Origin of the sequence: Janthinobacterium lividum, assembly GCF_034424625.1 — a bacterium.
Lineage (GTDB): Bacteria > Pseudomonadota > Gammaproteobacteria > Burkholderiales > Burkholderiaceae_D > Janthinobacterium > Janthinobacterium lividum.
The window spans coordinates 4,489,188-4,505,478 of the sequence record NZ_CP139976.1 but is presented as its reverse complement, the minus strand read 5'-3'; the positions used below and the strand labels follow the sequence as shown (position 1 = coordinate 4,505,478).

Below are 16,291 nucleotides of genomic sequence, written 5' to 3'. Positions count from 1 at the left end.
GTCGCCATTTTTTTGTCATTGGTGGGTCGGATTACGCGCTTGCCGCGCTAATCCGACCTGCACGGGTTGCTGGTTACGATCACGCCAGGTGATGCACCTCCTGCTGCCCATACACGGGGGTAGTTAATCCTTCCATGCGCGCCTTCAGTTGCAGCGACAGGTATTGCGAGTAGTGGCGCGACTGGTGCAGGTTACCGCCGTGGAACCACAGGGCTTGCTGCTGCGTGGGTTTCCACATATTGCGCTGCTCGCCTTCCCACGGCCCCGGGTCCTTCGTCGTGGCGGAACCGAGGCCCCACACCTTGCCCACCTTGTTGGCCACTTCCGGCGAGATCAGGTCCGCCGCCCAGCCATTCATGGAACCGTAGCCGGTGGCGTACACCACCAGGTCGGCCGGCAGTTCCGTGCCGTCGGACAGCACGATGGAACGGGCTTTCAATTCCTGCACGCCGACGCCGCTTTTCAGCTTGATCTTGCCCTCGGCGACCAGCTCGGAGGCGCCCACGTCGATGTAGTAGCCGGAGCCACGGCGCAGGTATTTCATGAACAGGCCGGAATCGTCGTCGCCGAAATCGAGCATGAAGCCCCGTTCTTCCAGGCGCGCATAAAAGTCCGCGTCGCGCTCGCGGATGGCCTTGAAGACGGGCTTCTGGAAGTCGGCCAGTATCTTGTACGGGATTGAGGCGAACGTCAGGTCGGCCTTGGCCGTCGTCATGCCGGCGGCCAGTGCCCGTTCCGAATACAGGTCGCCCAGCGCCAGGTCCATCAGGGAATCGGACTTGACGATGTGCGTCGACGAGCGCTGCACCATGGTCACGTCCACCCCCGCTTCCCACAGGGCGGCGCAGATATCGTGCGCGGAATTGTTGGCGCCCACCACCACGACTTTCTTGCCCACGTACGCATCGGGTCCCGGATGCTGCGACGAGTGCTGCTGCTCGCCCTGGAACACGTCCATGCCCTTGAACTTCGGCATGTTCGCCTTGCCCGACATGCCGGTGGCCAGCACCAGCTGTTTGGGCTTGAGGGTAACGGGCTGGCCGTCGCGCAGGACCTGCACCGTCCACTCGCCGGCGGCTTCGTCGAAGCTGGCCGATTCGCATGAAGTCGAACCCCAGTAATTGAGCTCCATTACCTTGGTGTACATCTCGAGCCAGTCGCCAACCTTGTCCTTGGGCGTGAAGACGGGCCAGTTGTCGGGGAAGGGGATATACGGCATGTGGTCGTACCAGACGGGGTCGTGCAGGCACAGCGATTTGTAGCGCTTGCGCCAGCTGTCGCCGGGGCGCGCATTTTTCTCGATGATGATGGTGGGGACGTTCAGCTGGCGCAGCCGCGCGCCGAGCGCGATGCCCCCCTGGCCGCCGCCGATGATGACGCAATAGGGCTGGCGCGCGTAGCCCAGTTCCGCCGCTTCCTGCTCGCGGTGTTCCAGCCAGCTGCTGCGGTTCGTGCGCGCGCCGTGTTCCGCGCCCATGGGCCGCCGGCCGCCCTTGGCTTCCTCAAAACCCTTCAATTCGCTCATGGTGGTAAGCAGGGTCCAGATCTTGCCGTCGCGGATGCGGATGAAGCCCACGCCGCGCGCCACGTTCGTTTCCACCGTAATCCAGCTTTGCAGCACGCCGCCGGCTTGCACCGCATGTTCGCCGTCGGCGATGCGGATGGACACCGGCTGCACGGCGCCCAGCTGGGCGGCCAGCATGGCGGCGATCTGCTCGCGGCCTTCCAGGGTTTTCAGGTTCCAGGTAAACAGCACCAGGTCGCGCCAGTAGCCGTCCTGTTCGAACAGCTGTGCGGCGCCCGTGCCGTCGCTGGCGCGAAGGCTGCCTTCGAGCTGTTCCAGGATGCCGGCCACGGCCAGGTCGTGCGGGTTGATATCGGTTTGCATCGTGTCTCCTCCAAGTCTGCTGACTTTATGATGGGATGCGGCTGTGTTGCCGCTGACGATGTTGTAACACTGGCGTTCCGGCCCCGCATCCCGCAGCGCAGCATGGCTGAAGTTGAGACGGAAATCTCAGCTTTTCGATGGGTTACTGCCGGTGCGGCGGCACGATGTGCAGCTGCTTGAGGCGGCGGTACAGGGTGGCGCGCGAGATGCCCAGCATGGCGGCAGCCTGCAGCGGACGCCATTTGGCGGCGTTCATGGCGTGGGCGATGCGCGTGCGCTCGGCCAGCTCCGGCGGAGTGTAGGCCAGCACGCCCTCCGTCACAGGGGCCGTGTACTTGACGCGTGTTCGCGCGCTGGCCTGGCGCAGCGGCGCGCGCACGCGGGCGTGCAGCCAGGTGCTGCCGCCGGCCAGGCGCAGGGACAGCAGATTGTGTCCCGCGCGCGCATCGAACAGCCGCTCGGCGCGCACTTCGAGCACCTCGCCGACGGGACGCGGCAGGACGTCCAGGCCCCCGATGACATCGCGCGCGCAGCGGTTGGCGGCGACGATGTCGCCGTGCTCGTCGATGGCGAGCAGCATCTCCGGCTGCACTTCCACGAAGTGGCGGTTGCGGTGCGCCAGCAGGATGCAGCAATGGCTGTAGGACTTGAGAAAAAATCCGTCTTCGATCAGCGTCGCGCCTTGCCGCACCAGTTGTTTTACCAGGCGCTGGCTGTCGCGCGCGTCGGGCGAACTCAGGGCCGACGCATCGAGCACGCCGATCAAGTCGCCGTGCGGCGAAAAAATCGGCGCGGCGCTGCAGGTCAGGCCAGTGAACGCGGCGCGGAAATGGTCGGTCTTGTGCACGGTGATGGCTTCGTGGTCGAGCAGCACGGAGGCGATGCCGCACGTGCCTTCCTCTTCTTCCGACCAGCACGAACCGGGATACAGGCCCGCCTTCTTGAAATCCTTGCGCTGGTCCGTGTCGACCACGTAGTCGATGGTCACGCCGCGCGCATTGGCGAGGATGACGCAGTAGCCCGCTTCGCGCACCATGGCGTGCAGGCGCGGCAGGCACTGGCCCGTGGAGCGCAGAAAATTTTCCTCGGACTGCTGGATGGCGCGCAGTTCGGCGCTTGTCAGGATGCGCGGCCCTGTCGTCGAGGCGGGGTCGAGCCGGTAATCGTCCAGCGAGCGCCGGTACGACGAGGCCAGCCTGGCCGTATCGGCTCCCGGATTGACGATACGGCCGGCGATCAGGTCGCGCACGCGGTCGATATGGCTGGTCTGGCGGACGTAGGGCATGGCGCTCTCCAGTGTCTCGGTATCTGGTGTTTTGATGGTCTTTCCGTTTGTAGCACGAAGCGCCGGCACATGCATGCCGCATTGCAGCATGGGACTGCCGTGAGACGTTTGTCTCACCTCGGCCGCACCGCACGATAGGATACCTTACAACAAGAGCATCTCTGATAACATTCGCTCAAATATACAGTCAGCCAGCGCAAGGGATATCTATGGCAATGCAAACGATGTTCCTGGTACGCAGAACGATGGTGCTGGCGATGCTGGGCTGGAGCACCGCCTGCGCCGCCGCCGGCCAGCTCGATCCCGATGGCCAGAGCAGCATGGAAAAGGAAGTGGCCCGGCGCGCCGCCGTCGAGCCGGCCATCGGCGCGGACTGGCAAGTGACGCGTTCCGTCGAAGCGGGCGTGCAAGTGGCAGGCGAGAGCAATCTGTTCTGGAAGCTGTCGAATACGCCGGCGCGCAATCCCGGCTTCGATTTCCATCCCTACTGGTACGAGTTCTATGTCAAGCCGGCGCTCGGCTTCAAGCGCAATCTGGGCGACGGCAAGCAGCTGTATGCGCGCGTTTCCGCCGTCGGCTCGGGCACCTTGCGCCACGACCCTTTTGGCGCGGGCGATACGGGCCGCATCTCGATCGAGGAATTCGTCGCCGGCATCCGCATGCCGATCGGCGGTACGCGCGCCATGCTCGACCTGTCGGCCGGCGCGCAAAATTTCACGCTGGGCACGGGCATGCTGATTGCCAATGGCGGCTCGAACGGCTTTGACCGTGGCGCGCTGAAACTGGGGCCGCGCAAGGCATTCCAGAATTCCGTAGTGGCCAAAATAAGCCAGGATGCGCTCAGCGCCCAGGCGTTCTATCTCGACCCGAATGAAAACCCCGACAACGATTCGGGCACGCGCGTCGTCGGCGTTGACGTCAGCTACGCGCCCGCGAACGACCGCAAGGCGGGCATCGCGTATGGCAAGGCGCCCCGTTCGCATGCCGCGTATCCGCAGGCGGCGCCGGGCGGCATCGGCGCGCCGCTGGCGGTGTCTGACGGCCGCAAGGACCTGCAGTTCGTGTATGGCTATGCGCGCGTTCCCGTATTGCCCTCCGTGCTGCCGAAAGGCTGGTTCGGTGTCGACGCGGCGCGCGAATGGAATACGCGCGAGCCGATGCGGGCCTGGGGCTGGCGCACGGAAGGGGGCTTTTCCCTGCCCGACGTGGCGTGGACGCCGAAGTTCACGCTCGGCTACCAGAGCTTTTCCGGCGACGATCCCCGCACGTCGCGCAACGAGCGCTTCGATCCGCTGTTTTTCGAAGGCACGCCGGGCGCCTGGGCTTCTGGCAGCAAGGCGACCTGGGTCTTTGTCAATGCCAACGTGAATGCGCTGCAGGCCACCATCGAGCTTCACCCGACGCCGAAAGACACCGTGACCGCTTACCTGGCCCAGGTACGCGCCAACCGGATGGGCAGCCCGTTACAGTTCGGCCAGGCGACGCGCCTCGACGTGCCGGGCGACGCACCCGTGGTGATCTCCGGCGTGCTGCGCCCGATGCTGGCGAACGATGTCTTCGTCAAGTATGTGCGCGTCGTCAACCCGAATACCTACCTGACCCTGGGCTTCAGCGCCTCGTTCGCGCAGTCCGGCGTGAACCAGTTGGTGAACGGGCAGGCCCGGACCTGGACGGGCTGGCTGGCCAACGTCGTGTGGGTGTATTAAGTATTTTGTTTATCAAGGAGAGCATCGCATGAACGATTTCCCCAGCATGAAACGCCTGGCCCTGGCTGCCACCTGCCTGGCGCTGGCCGCCAGCGCCCATGCGGCAGAAGCGACGGCGCCGCTGTCGGCCGCCGCCAGCGACCCGGCTACACTGCAATGGATGGTGGGCGCGCCGCCGCCGGCCGATAAGATCATCCGCTTCGACGATGGCAGCTATTTCAATTTCCCCCAGCTGCGCTGGAGCGTGTCGCACTTCCGCCAGCTGATGCCGACGGTGGAAGTGGCGCGCGGCCTGAAAGCGCCCGTGCCTTTGCCGCGCGCGCTGCGCAGCGATATCGACAGCCTGCGCTTCACGCCCCTGGGCGCGCAGGACGCGATGACCTGGGAGCAGTCGCTGGGCGCCAACTACACGGACGGCATCGTCGTGCTGCACCGGGGTCGCATCGTGTATGAACGCTATTTCGGCGTATTGAAGGAGAGCGGCCAGCACGGTGCCATGTCCGTGACGAAGTCCGTCATGGGCACCATCGGCGCGGCCCTGGTAGCCGAAGGCAAGCTCGATCCAGGCAGGAAAGTGGCCGAGTATGTGCCGGAACTGGCGAAGTCCGCGTTTGGCGACGCCACCGTGCGCCAGGTGCTTGACATGACCACGGGCCTGAAATTCAGCGAAGATTACGCGGACCCGAAAGCGGAAGTCTGGCAGCACGCGGCGGCCGGCAGCCCGCTGCCCAAGCCGAAGGATTACACGGGGCCGCGCAGTTATTTCGAGTACCTGCAGACGGTGCAGCACGAGGGCAGGCATGGCGAGGGTTTCGGCTACCGCACGGTCAACTCCGACGTGCTGGGCTGGATCATCGCCCGCGTCACGGGGCAGAACGTCAACGAATACCTGTCCGAGCATATCTGGCAAAAGCTGGGGGCCGAGCAGGATGCCTACATGACGGTCGATTCGACGGGCACGCCGTTTGCCGGCGGCGGCTTGAATGCGGGCTTGCGCGACCTGGCCCGCTTCGGCGAGATGCTGCGCAACGATGGCCGCTACAACGGCCAGCAGATTTTGCCCAAGGCGGCCGTCGACGATATCCGCCGCGGCGGCGACAGGCAGCTGTTCGCCAAGGGCGGCTATGATTTGCTCAAGGGCTGGAGCTACCGCGACATGTGGTGGGTCACGCATAACGACCATGGCGCCTACATGGCGCGCGGCGTGTACGGCCAGCGTATCTACATCGACCCGAAGGCGGAAATGGTGATCGTGCGTTTCGCCTCCACGCCGACGGCGGCCAACGCGGCCAACGACCCGACCACCACGCCGGCCTTCGAGGCGCTGGGCAAGTTGTTGCTGGCCAAGCCGAAGTAATCTGCGGGCGGGCCCGTGCCAGCCGTGCGGCGGAACGGGCGCAACTGCAATACACTATCCTTTCGTCATTATTTGTTGCTTGAATGGTATTCATGCAGCGCACGCAAGGGGAAGCACCGTGGAAACCAGCCAGCAGGATCAACCGCGCCCGCCGCTCTGGCGGCGCCTGCTGTGGCCGGTCGCCCAGCTGGGCTCGGCCTTCAAGCTGACGGGCACGCATCTGCTGCACCACGTGATCGGCGCCAGCCTGATCGCCGCGCTGATGCTGGCGCTGGAAGGTTTTCACGTGCTCGAATGGCTCGATGCGGCCATGCTGCGCGCCAGCGCGGAACAGAAGCAACTGCTAAACCGGGGCAAGGACCCGGGCGCCGCCTACCGCCCCGGCATCATCGAAATCGACCAGCCCGCATTCGAGCAGGTCTTCGACGAGCGCGAACCACTGGAACGCACGCGCCTGGAACAATTGATCGCCAGCGCCGCCGCGCGCGGCAGCAAGGTGCTGGCCATCGACCTGGACCTGGCGCCAGCCGTGTACGAGCTGCACAAGGCGGGCGAGCGGCCGCTGGACCGCCTGCTCGACCGGCTGGCCGCCGATGGCCGGCAACTGGTGCTGATCCTGCCCGAGCAATCGGACCGCAATGCGAACCTGCCGTGGATACGTGCGCGCTGCGCGGCCGGCATCCACTTTGCCAGCCCGCGGATCCGCGAACGCATGGGCGCTGTCACGCGCATCGAGCTGAAAAGCCCCGTGCTGGCGGCCGTGGCCTTCGAGCTGGCGCATGGCGCCGACGAGCAGGAGCAGAAGCAACCCATGCCGGCCGCCCTGTCCGAGCAAAAGGAAGTGCTGGCGCTGGCTGGCCGCGTGTGCCAACTGGCGCGGCGTACGGGCAGCGAAAAGGAGTTGGCGCGCTGGGCGTTCGAGCCCGTCATCCGCGGCGACGCCAAGGCAGCGGCCGAACAGAACGCCGTCACCGCACCGTTTCACCCGGCCGCCGTGGCGCCGGCATTCCTGAATCCCACGCGCACGCGCGTCAAACTGATCGATGGCCAGGCCGGCGTGGAGGCCGTGGCATTGCGCAAGAACGTCGTGTATCTCGGCAGCACGTATGACGTGCGCGACCGCTACACGACGGCCGAAGGCGAGCAGGCCAGCCTGCACCTGCATGCGGCCGCCCATACGTCGCTGGGCATCGGCACGGCCGACGTCAATAAATATGCGGTGTTCGCGGCCGACATCGTCATCGGCGTGCTGCTGGGCTGCCTGTTCGGCGGCCTGTGGACCCTGTACGGCCGCGCCGAGCTGGCCATCGACCGGCGCATGGAAGACCACGATTTCAGCCGCCTGCACCGCATGGGCACTCTGGCGGAATTCTATGGCATCCGCCTGATGCTGGTGCTGGTGTGGGCCTCGCCGTTTGCCATCGGCGCACTGGCCATTTACCTGTCGCGCGGCTTGCTGGAGCAGGGTTGGTGGGTCAACCCCGGCCCCCTGATCGCCGGCATGTTCCTGCACGCGATGTCGCTGCGCGACGAAGCCCACCATCCGCACGAGGAAGTGCCGGGCCTGTCCGTATGGGCCCAGCTGCGCCGCACGCATCCGGGCATCGTGCTGGTGCAGGCGCCGCTGGCGGTGGTGCTGTTGGTGGTGGCGCTGGTGTAGCGAGATGGCAGTTGATTAATTGATCAGCTTCAAGCCCGGTGGCAGCGCCTCGCCCAGCATGCGCTTGGTATTCGCTTCATCCAGCTGCGTCACTTCGCTGACCATCGCCTGCCACAGGGGTGGCGCGCCCACGGCTTTCAGGCGGGCGAGGATGGTGGCCCGCAGTTCGTCGCCGATGTCGCGCGAGCGGTCGCCCGTCATGCGCGCCAGGTGGGTGGCGGCGAAGGCGGCCGGTTCCACTTTTTTCCAGTCCAGCGCCAGCAGCACGTGCAGCCAGTCGGCCACGCTGGCGCTGTCGACCACTTCGTGCGCGCTGCCGTGGAAGGGCTGGCGCGCGCCGACCCTGGCCAGCGCCCACAGGGTATTCGTATCGGCCGCTTCACCCTTCTTGCTGGCTTTCTCCAGCCGCTTGATCAGCCAGGCGCCCACTTCGGCCTTGTAGGCGCCGGGGATGCGCTCGAGCGACGCGCCCAGGCGCAGCATGTCGTCGTCGCTGCCGTTGACCAGGGTGACGGGGCGGCTGCCGCGCTGGGCCGCATCGGCTTGCAGGTTGAAGGCGAAGTCGTCCAGCAGGCGCAGTTGCTGCTCGGGATTCAAGCCGCCGGCCACCCGGCGCCACAGGGTCCACCATTCGGCGCACACCTGGTTGTCCTTGTGATGCTGCACGCCCGCGTCGAACAGGGCCCACAACTGCTCGATGCGCCACGGGTCCAGCGCGTCGCCATAGCCGGGCCGCAAACAGTAGCCCGCCAGGTTCAGCCAGACCCGCTCATGCTCGGCGGAGCGGCGCCGGCCACGGGCGCGCAGCAGCAGGGCGTCGAACAGCTGGCGCAGCAGGGCAGTCTCCCAGCTTTCGCGTCCGCCCAGCCCCCGTTCCAGGTGCTGGCGCAGCTGCCGCACTTCCTTGGCTTCGACCTTTTGCGCCTTGCCGCCGAAGATGCGCTCGATCTTCTCGACCGCTTCTTTCACGCGCGGCGGAACGGCTTGAGCCTCGCCATCTCCTTGCTCTTCCTTCCCAGCGCGCAACTGGAATTCCAGCAGCCAGCGCTGGCCGGCATCCGCAGCGGCCACGCAATGCACTTCCAAAGTCCCTACCTCGGTCATGACTGTCGCCAGCTGCACGGTGATTTCGCGCTTGTCACTGGCATCCTGTTTGTCGTGCAGCACGCTGGCCAGCGGCGGCAGGCGCAAGTATTCTCCGGCGTCCAGGTCGACGATCTCGCCCAGTTGCGGCGGCGTGCCCGCCTCAAAGAGGGACGTGGCCAGGTGGAAGCGCACGGGCCGGCCCAGGCGCAGCGCGAACAGCCGTTCGGTCAGGCGGATTTCCTCGCCGCTGGCGCTGCCACGGGGCAGGATGCAGACGGCGCGCTTGTCCTTGCCCGCTTCGCCCAGCACGAGGAAATAGCTGCGCGGCGAGCCGCCGCCGATGCGCGGCGCCTGGCCGCGCCGGGCCAGCGCGTAGGCGACGGCGCCACGGGCCACGGCCACGTCTGGATTGTCATTGTGCAGGATGGTCAAGGGCTGACCACGCCAGTGCGCCAGGGTCTCGGCCAGGCGGCGCGCCAGCGCGTCGGCGCGGAACACCCCGCCATTGAGCAGCAGGGTATCGGGCAGTGCGCCCTGATGTTGTTGTAAAAAGCCGGCCAGGTGACGCGTGATGGCCGCGTCCTGCGCATACGGCAGGCCGAATTCGACGATGCCGGCGCGGCCCTTTCTCGCCACCTCGCTCAGTTCCACCTTCGGGAAGAAGCCATCGACCACCATGGCCGCCACTTCCTCGCGCGTGACGTCGGCGGAACGGCTGCCGCCGATCAGACGAGATCCTGCGCCCAGCAGGGTGACGGTGGCGCTTTCCGGCGCATCGTTCGACAGCAGCAATTCCTTGGCGGCGCGGCAGCGTTCCATCAGCTGCGACAAGCGCGCGGCGGACAGCTTCATGCCGCCTTCGCTGCCTGCCGCCATGCGCGTTTCCACCAGGTGGGCCAGCGCCAGGTCCATATTGTCGCCGCCGAGGATCAAATGATTGCCCACGCTGCTGCGCGTGAGCTGCGGTTCGCCGTCGTCATCGAAGGCCACGTCGATCAGGCTGAAATCCGTGGTGCCGCCGCCCACGTCGCACACCAGAATGCGGCGCGTATCGGCCAGGTCCTCGCGCAGGGTGGCGCGCTGGCGCTGCAGGAAGTCATAAAAGGCCGCCTGCGGTTCTTCTACCAATCGTAGCGCAGGCAAGCCCGCCATGCGGGCCGCTTCCAGGGTGAGTGCGCGCGCACCCTCGTCGAACGAGGCGGGGATGGTCAGCACCAGTTCCTGTTCTTCCAGCGGAGAATCCGGGAAGCGGTGATTCCACGCGGCGCGTACATACGCGAGATAGCTGGCGCTGGCCGCCACGGGCGACACCTTGGCCACGTCGGCCTCGGCGCCCCACGGCAGGATGGGCGCCTGGCGGTCCACGTTCGCGTGCGACAGCCAGCTCTTCGCGCTGGAAACGAGGCGGCCCGGCACCTGGGCGCCGAGCTGGCGCGCCAGAGCGCCCAGCACGGCATGCTCCAGGTCTTGCTGCGGCCAGGGCAGCTGCAAGTCGCCCGCCGCCAGTTCGCCGGCGGCAGGGTGGTAGCGCAAGGACGGCAGCAGGGGGCGTGCGCCCACTTCGCCGGGAGCGACCAGCTGCTCGATGGCGAACAGCTGGATGCCCGCCTGCGCATCGGCGGCATTGGCATAGGCGACCACCGTGTTGGTGGTGCCCAGGTCGATGCCGACCAGGAAGGCCTGCTTGCCCACTGCGCTGCGCATGCCTATTGCTGCGGCGTGCCGCGCACGTCGAATTCCACCTTCCAGCGCTCGGCGCCATCAGGGGAGACGGCCAGCAGTTCCAGCGTGCCCGCTTCCGTCACGCGCGCGTGCAGCTTGACTTGCACCACGTCGCCGGCCTGACGGCCTTCGGCGGACAAGGTCGCCTGGATTTCGCTCAGCTCCTGCAATTCATCGGGGTCCCAGAAATCGAGCAAGTCGCCGATCTGGTCGTTGCGGCGCGTGGACGATGCAAAGAAGCGGAAGTGCACAGGCTCGCCCACGACCAGGCCGAATTGCTGGCCTGGCAGTTCCAGTTCGCTGCCTTCTTCCATGCCGAACGGCGCCACGCACAGGGCCTGGATAGGCGGCTCCATGCCGGGGATGGCCGGCATGGCCGACTCGATGGCGACATAAAAGGCGCTGGCCGTGCCGCCGCGGATGCGCACGCCATGGCCGCGCCGCACGTAGCTGTAGTAGGCCGCGCCGCGCGCCACGGCCAGGTCCAGGTCGGCCCCGGCCAGCATGCGCGCCGGTTCCGCGCCTTCCATGTACAGCCAGTCGTTGACGGTGGCCATGATGCGCTGCACCAGCAGGTCCGACTTGAAGACGCCGCCGTTGAACAGCACGGCCGTCGGGTGCAAAAAGCTGGCGCCGTCCGCCTGGCGGCCTGCAAAGCCTTCCAGTTCGGCCGTTGCCGCTACCTGGCGGCCCAGGAACGCGGCCAGGTGGCGCGTGATGGCCGCATCCTGCGCATACGGCAAGCCCAGTTGCGTCAGGCCGGCGCGCGTGCGTACGGCAGGACGGCTCGATGCTTCCACTTGCGGGAAGAAGCCGTCGAGGATGAAGGTGGACACTTCCGCGCGCGTCAGTTCAGTGCGGATGGAGCCGCCGATCAGTTTCGAACCGCGGCTCGGCACGACGATGGGCGACACATCGAGGCCGCTGTCGGCCAGCAGGCTTTCCTTGGCGCTGCGGCAGCCATAGGTCAGCGCGCGCATCTGCCAGGCGTCGAGCTGGGTGCCGTTGGCGGCCAGCTTGCGGGCCACCAGGTGGGCCAGCGCCAGGTCCATATTGTCGCCACCCAGCAGGATGTGTTCGCCGACGGCCACGCGGTGCGGTTCCAGCACGCCATCGCGCTCGAGCACGGCGATCAGCGAAAAGTCGCTGGTACCGCCGCCTACGTCGACCACCAGGATGATGTCGCCCGGCTTGACTTCCTTGCGCCAGCGGCCTTCGCTGGTCTGGATCCAGCTGTACAGGGCCGCTTGCGGCTCTTCCAGCAAGGTCAATGAGGAATAACCGGCCGCCTGCGCCGCTTCCATCGTCAACTCGCGCGCTGCCGGGTCGAACGAGGCGGGAATGGTGACGGTGATTTCCTGCTCGGCGAACGGCGCTTGCGGGTGGGCGTTGTCCCAGGCCTGGCGCAAGTGCGTCAGGTAGCGCGTGGCGGCCGTGATGGGCGAAATGCGCGCGACTTCGGCCGGCGCGTCGTTAGGCAAGATCGCCGCGCGGCGGTCCACGCCCGGGTGGCACAGCCAGCTTTTCGCGCTCGACACCAAGCGGATCGGCGTGGTGGCGCCACGGCTGCGGGCCATTTCGCCAACGACGAACGGCGCTTCGGCTTCCTCGGTGACCCAGGGCAGGGCCAGGTCGCCCGCCGCCACTTCATCGGCGTGCGGCAGGTAGACGAACGATGGCAGCAGCGACAGCTCTTCGACGGTGCCCGGCGCCGACAGTTGCGGCACTTTCAGCACGCCATGGCTGGACTTTTCGCCGTCGCTCTCGACCAGGTTGACATATGACAGGGCGCTGTGGGTGGTGCCCAGGTCGATGCCGATGGCGTAGCGCGGGGTAGGGTTGATCGTGTCGCTCACAGTTCCACCTCGGCCGGTGCCAGGATGGCGGCGTCGTGCTGCTCGCTCAGTTTCGGCAGGCGCACGCTGGAGGCGCGCCAACCGCGGTGGCTGAGGGTGCCCGTGAACGGCGCGGAGCCGACCACATTGCCTGTCAGGCGTACCTGGGCGGAGTCAAAACCTTCCTGCAGGACGATGCGGCTGCCCTCGGCTTCCTGGCGCACGGCTTCGATGGTGAAATACTCGCGCATGACCTTGGCGCAGCCTTCATGCACCACGCGGGCGGCCGCGCCGATATCGGCATCGGCATGGCTGCCCAGGTTTTCCTGGGTGAAGTCGATCAATCGCGCTTCGCGTTGCAGCAGGGCCAGCAATTGCAGGGCCGCGTCCGGCGTCGCTTCCTTCAAAATGACGGGCGCGGCGGCTGGCGCCGGGGCAGGGGCCACTGGCGCGACGGGAGCGGCGGGCGCCGCCTCGGGCAAGGCCAGCTTTTCCACGCGGGCCGCATAGGCGGCGTCCGACAGGGTGCTGAAGAAGGCGCCGAAAGCCAGCGGGACACGGCGCCAGAACGATGGGTGCGACGATGATGTGCTCATAGGGAACTCGTTTCTCTGATCTGTAGGGAGGCGTCGGCGGCGCGCCGGAGGGCAGGTCCGCTTCGCAGGGTAGTGCATGTGCCGCGCCAATATGGCCGGCTGCGTTTGCCCGCATGATACCAGCTACCGGGCCGCCGCCAAAGTCGCCGCCCCCCGCGCAGTAAGCCTGAGGCGTGGTTTTTCTTTGTTCCTGCGCAAGGAAACGCTCGATTTCGTGCCGTTTCGACTAGAATCGCGCATTATCTTTTTGCATGACCTTGACGCCATGTCTACCGACTTTTCCCCGTATCTAGCCAGCAGCACTTACATCGACAGCGACCATCCTGCCGTGCGCGCCAAGGCGGCTGCACTGGCGGCAGGCGCGGTGGGCGACGCCGCCATCGCGGCCCGCTGCTTTGCCTTCGTGCGCGACGAGATCGCGCATAGCTGGGACTACCAGCGCAATCCCGTCACCTGCCGCGCTTCCGATGTCTTGCAGCACGGCACTGGCTATTGCTATGCGAAGAGCCATTTGCTGGCCGCGCTGCTGCGCGCCAACGGCATTCCTGCCGGCCTGTGTTACCAGCGCCTGGCCGTGGGCGAGGTGGGGCCGCCGTTCTGCCTGCATGGTTTGAATGCCGTGCATCTGCAGGCGTTCGGCTGGTACCGCATCGATGCGCGCGGCAACAAGCCCGGCGTCGCTGCCGCCTTCACGCCGCCACGGGAACAGCTGGCCTTTCCCGTGCTGGCGCCCGAAGAGCGCGACTTGCCGGAAATCTGGCCGGAACCGTTGCCGCAGGTGGTGGCGTCCTTGACCTGCCATGCGACCGTGCAGGATGTGGCGGCGCACTTGCCCGATATCGAATTGTTGCCGCTGCAAAAATAATCCAAAGAAAGAAATCATGAAAAAAATATCCATATGCCTGTTTGGACTGTTGCTGCTGGCCGGCTGCGGCAGCAAGGGCGAGAGCGGCGGGCAGTCGAGCGCCGCGCGTCTCGAAGGCAAGGAAAAGGGCAGCGAGTTCCTTGCCTATGAACATAATGTCAGCGTCGATACGCGCGAGGCGCAAGTGCGGCCCCTGTATGAAAAAGTGGTCGCAGCCTGCAAGGCCGATACGGAAAACGGCTGCCTGCTGCTCGATTCCAGCGTCGACAGCGGCCGCTACGTGCATGCGCGCATCAGCATGCGCGCCAAGCCGGCCGGCATCAAGAAGCTCGTCGCGCTGGTCGCGGCCGAAGGCGACGTCACCAGCCAGGGCACCAAGGTGGAAGACCTGGGCCGTCCTGTGCTCGACAGCAAGAAACGCCTGGAAATGCTCAAGCAATACCAGGCGCAATTGCAAGACCTGGAAAAACGTTCGGGCACTAACGTCGATGCCCTCATCAAGGTGACCAAGGAACTGGCCACCGTGCAAGTGGAACTGGAGCAGGCGACGGCCGCCAATGCGCTGTTGATGCAGCGTATCGATACGGACTTGTTGAACGTGGCCATCAGCGCCGAAGGCAGGCAATCGTTCTGGCGGCCCGTCAAGCGCGCGCTGGGCAATTTCACGGAAAACCTGTCGGAAGGCGTGGCCAACGCCATCACTGCCATGGCCTACATCCTGCCGTGGCTGATCGCTTTCGTGCTGCTGTTCCCGCTGGGCCGCAAGGGCTGGCGCCGCCTGCGTGGAGCTCCGCGCAAGGATTGATGCCGGGATTGCTGCGTCCTGCGCACCGTTTTACGGCAATTTGAAACCTGGCTGCACAGTCCTTGTGCAGCCAGGTTTTTTTTCGTGCGGCGAGCGCCGCTTGCACCATGGCGGACGCCTCTTGGCGCTGGCATGCATTCTGCTTTAACAACATGGCAGACCCAGCTCGACCCCCACGAACCCATCACAGGAGTCCCCCATGACACGACGCATCATCCTGAAAGCGGCCGCCGCCGGCGCACTGGCCCTGGCCATGTCCACCACCATGCAGGCAGCCTTGGCCGCCGACACGATCAAGGTGGGCATCTTGCACTCCCTGTCGGGCACCATGGCCATTTCCGAAACGTCGCTCAAGGATGTGGCGCTGATGACGATCGCCGAGATCAATGCCAAGGGCGGCGTGCTGGGCAAGAAGCTGGAAGCCGTCGTCGTCGATCCCGCGTCGAACTGGCCCTTGTTCGCGGAAAAAGCGCGCCAGCTGGTGGCGCAGGATAAAGTGGCTGTCGTGTTTGGCTGCTGGACATCCGTGTCACGCAAATCCGTCTTGCCGGTGTTCAAGGAACTCAACAGCCTGCTGTTTTACCCGGTCCAGTACGAGGGCGAGGAGCTGGAAAAGAATGTGTTTTATACGGGCGCCGCGCCGAACCAGCAGGCGATTCCTGCCGTGGAATACCTGATGAGCAAGGATGGCGGTGGCGCCAAACGCTTCGTGCTGCTGGGCACGGATTATGTGTATCCGCGCACCACCAACAAGATCCTGCGCGCCTTCCTGAAAAGCAAAGGCGTCAAGGATAGCGATATCAGCGAGGTCTACACGCCGTTCGGCCATGCCGACTATCAAACCATCGTCGCCAACATCAAGAAATTTTCCACGGGCGGCAAGACGGCCGTCATTTCCACCATCAATGGCGATTCCAACGTGCCGTTCTACAAGGAACTGGGCAATGCGGGCTTGAAAGCCACGGACGTGCCCGTCGTCGCGTTTTCCGTGGGCGAGGAAGAATTGCGCGGCATCGATACCAAGCCCCTGCTGGGGCACTTGGCGGCGTGGAATTACTTTGAATCCGTCAAGAACCCCGTCAATACGCCCTTCATCAAGCAGTGGAAGGCGTATGCCGTGGCGCAAAAGCTGCCGAACGCGGGTTCGGTCGTGACGAACGACCCGATGGAAGCGACCTATGTGGGCATCCACATGTGGGCGCAAGCCGTGGAAAAAGCGAAATCGACGGACACGGACAAGGTGATCGCCGCCATGGCGGGCCAGAGCGTCAAGTCGCCGTCCGGTTTTACCCTGACCATGGACCCGACCAACCACCACCTGCACAAGCCCGTGATGATCGGCGAGATCAAGGCCGACGGGCAATTCAATGTCGTGTGGAAAACCAAGGAACCGATACGCGCCCAGCCGTGGAGCCCGTTCATCAAGGGGAATGAGGGCAAGCAGAAGTTGTAGGCGCTATCACCCACCAGCAAATGCCGGGGTCGG

At 65.6% G+C, this 16,291-nt stretch carries 11 protein-coding genes; 6 read left to right on the top strand and 5 right to left on the bottom strand.

Annotation, left to right across the window (positions count from 1 at the left end; translation table 11 throughout):
* Nucleotides 1–79: 79 nt before the first annotated feature.
* Nucleotides 80–1,888, bottom strand: coding sequence for an NAD(P)/FAD-dependent oxidoreductase (locus U0004_RS20320; RefSeq protein WP_070254539.1), 1,809 nt, complete (start codon nucleotides 1,886–1,888; stop codon nucleotides 80–82).
* 142 nt (nucleotides 1,889–2,030) lie between these two features.
* Nucleotides 2,031–3,173 (bottom strand): sigma-54-dependent Fis family transcriptional regulator, encoded by a 1,143-nt coding sequence (locus U0004_RS20315; protein WP_070254540.1) that lies wholly within the window; start codon nucleotides 3,171–3,173, stop codon nucleotides 2,031–2,033.
* A gap of 209 nt (nucleotides 3,174–3,382) precedes the next feature.
* Between U0004_RS20315 and U0004_RS20310 the strand changes: the two genes are divergently transcribed.
* The 3 genes from U0004_RS20310 (at nucleotide 3,383) to U0004_RS20300 (ending at nucleotide 7,896) form a co-directional block, all read left to right on the top strand.
* Complete coding sequence (locus tag U0004_RS20310) at nucleotides 3,383–4,879, top strand: alginate export family protein (RefSeq protein ID WP_081345514.1); 1,497 nt, start codon at nucleotides 3,383–3,385, stop codon at nucleotides 4,877–4,879.
* Nucleotides 4,880–4,907: 28 nt separating this feature from the next.
* Nucleotides 4,908–6,236, top strand: coding sequence for a serine hydrolase domain-containing protein (locus U0004_RS20305; protein WP_174718106.1), 1,329 nt, complete (start codon nucleotides 4,908–4,910; stop codon nucleotides 6,234–6,236).
* A gap of 118 nt (nucleotides 6,237–6,354) precedes the next feature.
* A complete protein-coding gene (locus U0004_RS20300) occupies nucleotides 6,355–7,896 on the top strand; it encodes a CHASE2 domain-containing protein (protein ID WP_070254541.1) in 1,542 nt (513 codons plus the stop codon).
* Nucleotides 7,897–7,911: 15 nt separating this feature from the next.
* Here U0004_RS20300 and U0004_RS20295 read toward each other — a convergent pair whose 3' ends face one another.
* From U0004_RS20295 to U0004_RS20285, 3 genes are read right to left on the bottom strand one after another with little or no spacing between them, the layout of a single operon-like run.
* Nucleotides 7,912–10,686, bottom strand: a complete 2,775-nt coding sequence (locus U0004_RS20295) for an Hsp70 family protein (protein WP_070254542.1) — start codon at nucleotides 10,684–10,686, stop codon at nucleotides 7,912–7,914.
* 2 nt (nucleotides 10,687–10,688) lie between these two features.
* Nucleotides 10,689–12,560 (bottom strand): Hsp70 family protein, encoded by a 1,872-nt coding sequence (locus U0004_RS20290; RefSeq protein ID WP_231958038.1) that lies wholly within the window; start codon nucleotides 12,558–12,560, stop codon nucleotides 10,689–10,691.
* Nucleotides 12,557–13,135 carry a DUF2760 domain-containing protein gene (locus U0004_RS20285; RefSeq protein ID WP_070254543.1) on the bottom strand — a complete coding sequence of 193 codons (579 nt, stop codon included), beginning with the start codon at nucleotides 13,133–13,135 and terminating at the stop codon, nucleotides 12,557–12,559. Before U0004_RS20285 ends, U0004_RS20290 begins: the two co-directional genes overlap by 4 nt.
* A 265-nt stretch (nucleotides 13,136–13,400) precedes the next feature.
* Here U0004_RS20285 and U0004_RS20280 point away from each other — a divergent pair, with 265 nt between their 5' ends.
* The 3 genes from U0004_RS20280 to urtA all read left to right on the top strand — a co-directional run bounded on the left by U0004_RS20280 (nucleotide 13,401) and on the right by urtA (nucleotide 16,258).
* Nucleotides 13,401–14,000 carry a transglutaminase-like domain-containing protein gene (locus tag U0004_RS20280; protein WP_070254558.1) on the top strand — a complete coding sequence of 200 codons (600 nt, stop codon included), beginning with the start codon at nucleotides 13,401–13,403 and terminating at the stop codon, nucleotides 13,998–14,000.
* 16 nt (nucleotides 14,001–14,016) lie between these two features.
* Nucleotides 14,017–14,805: a DUF4349 domain-containing protein gene (locus U0004_RS20275; protein ID WP_070254544.1), complete on the top strand. Its 789-nt coding sequence runs from the start codon at nucleotides 14,017–14,019 to the stop codon at nucleotides 14,803–14,805.
* Nucleotides 14,806–15,004: 199 nt separating this feature from the next.
* Entirely contained in the window at nucleotides 15,005–16,258 is a 1,254-nt protein-coding gene (urtA, locus tag U0004_RS20270; protein WP_070254545.1) for an urea ABC transporter substrate-binding protein, read from the top strand.
* Nucleotides 16,259–16,291: the final 33 nt, after the last annotated feature.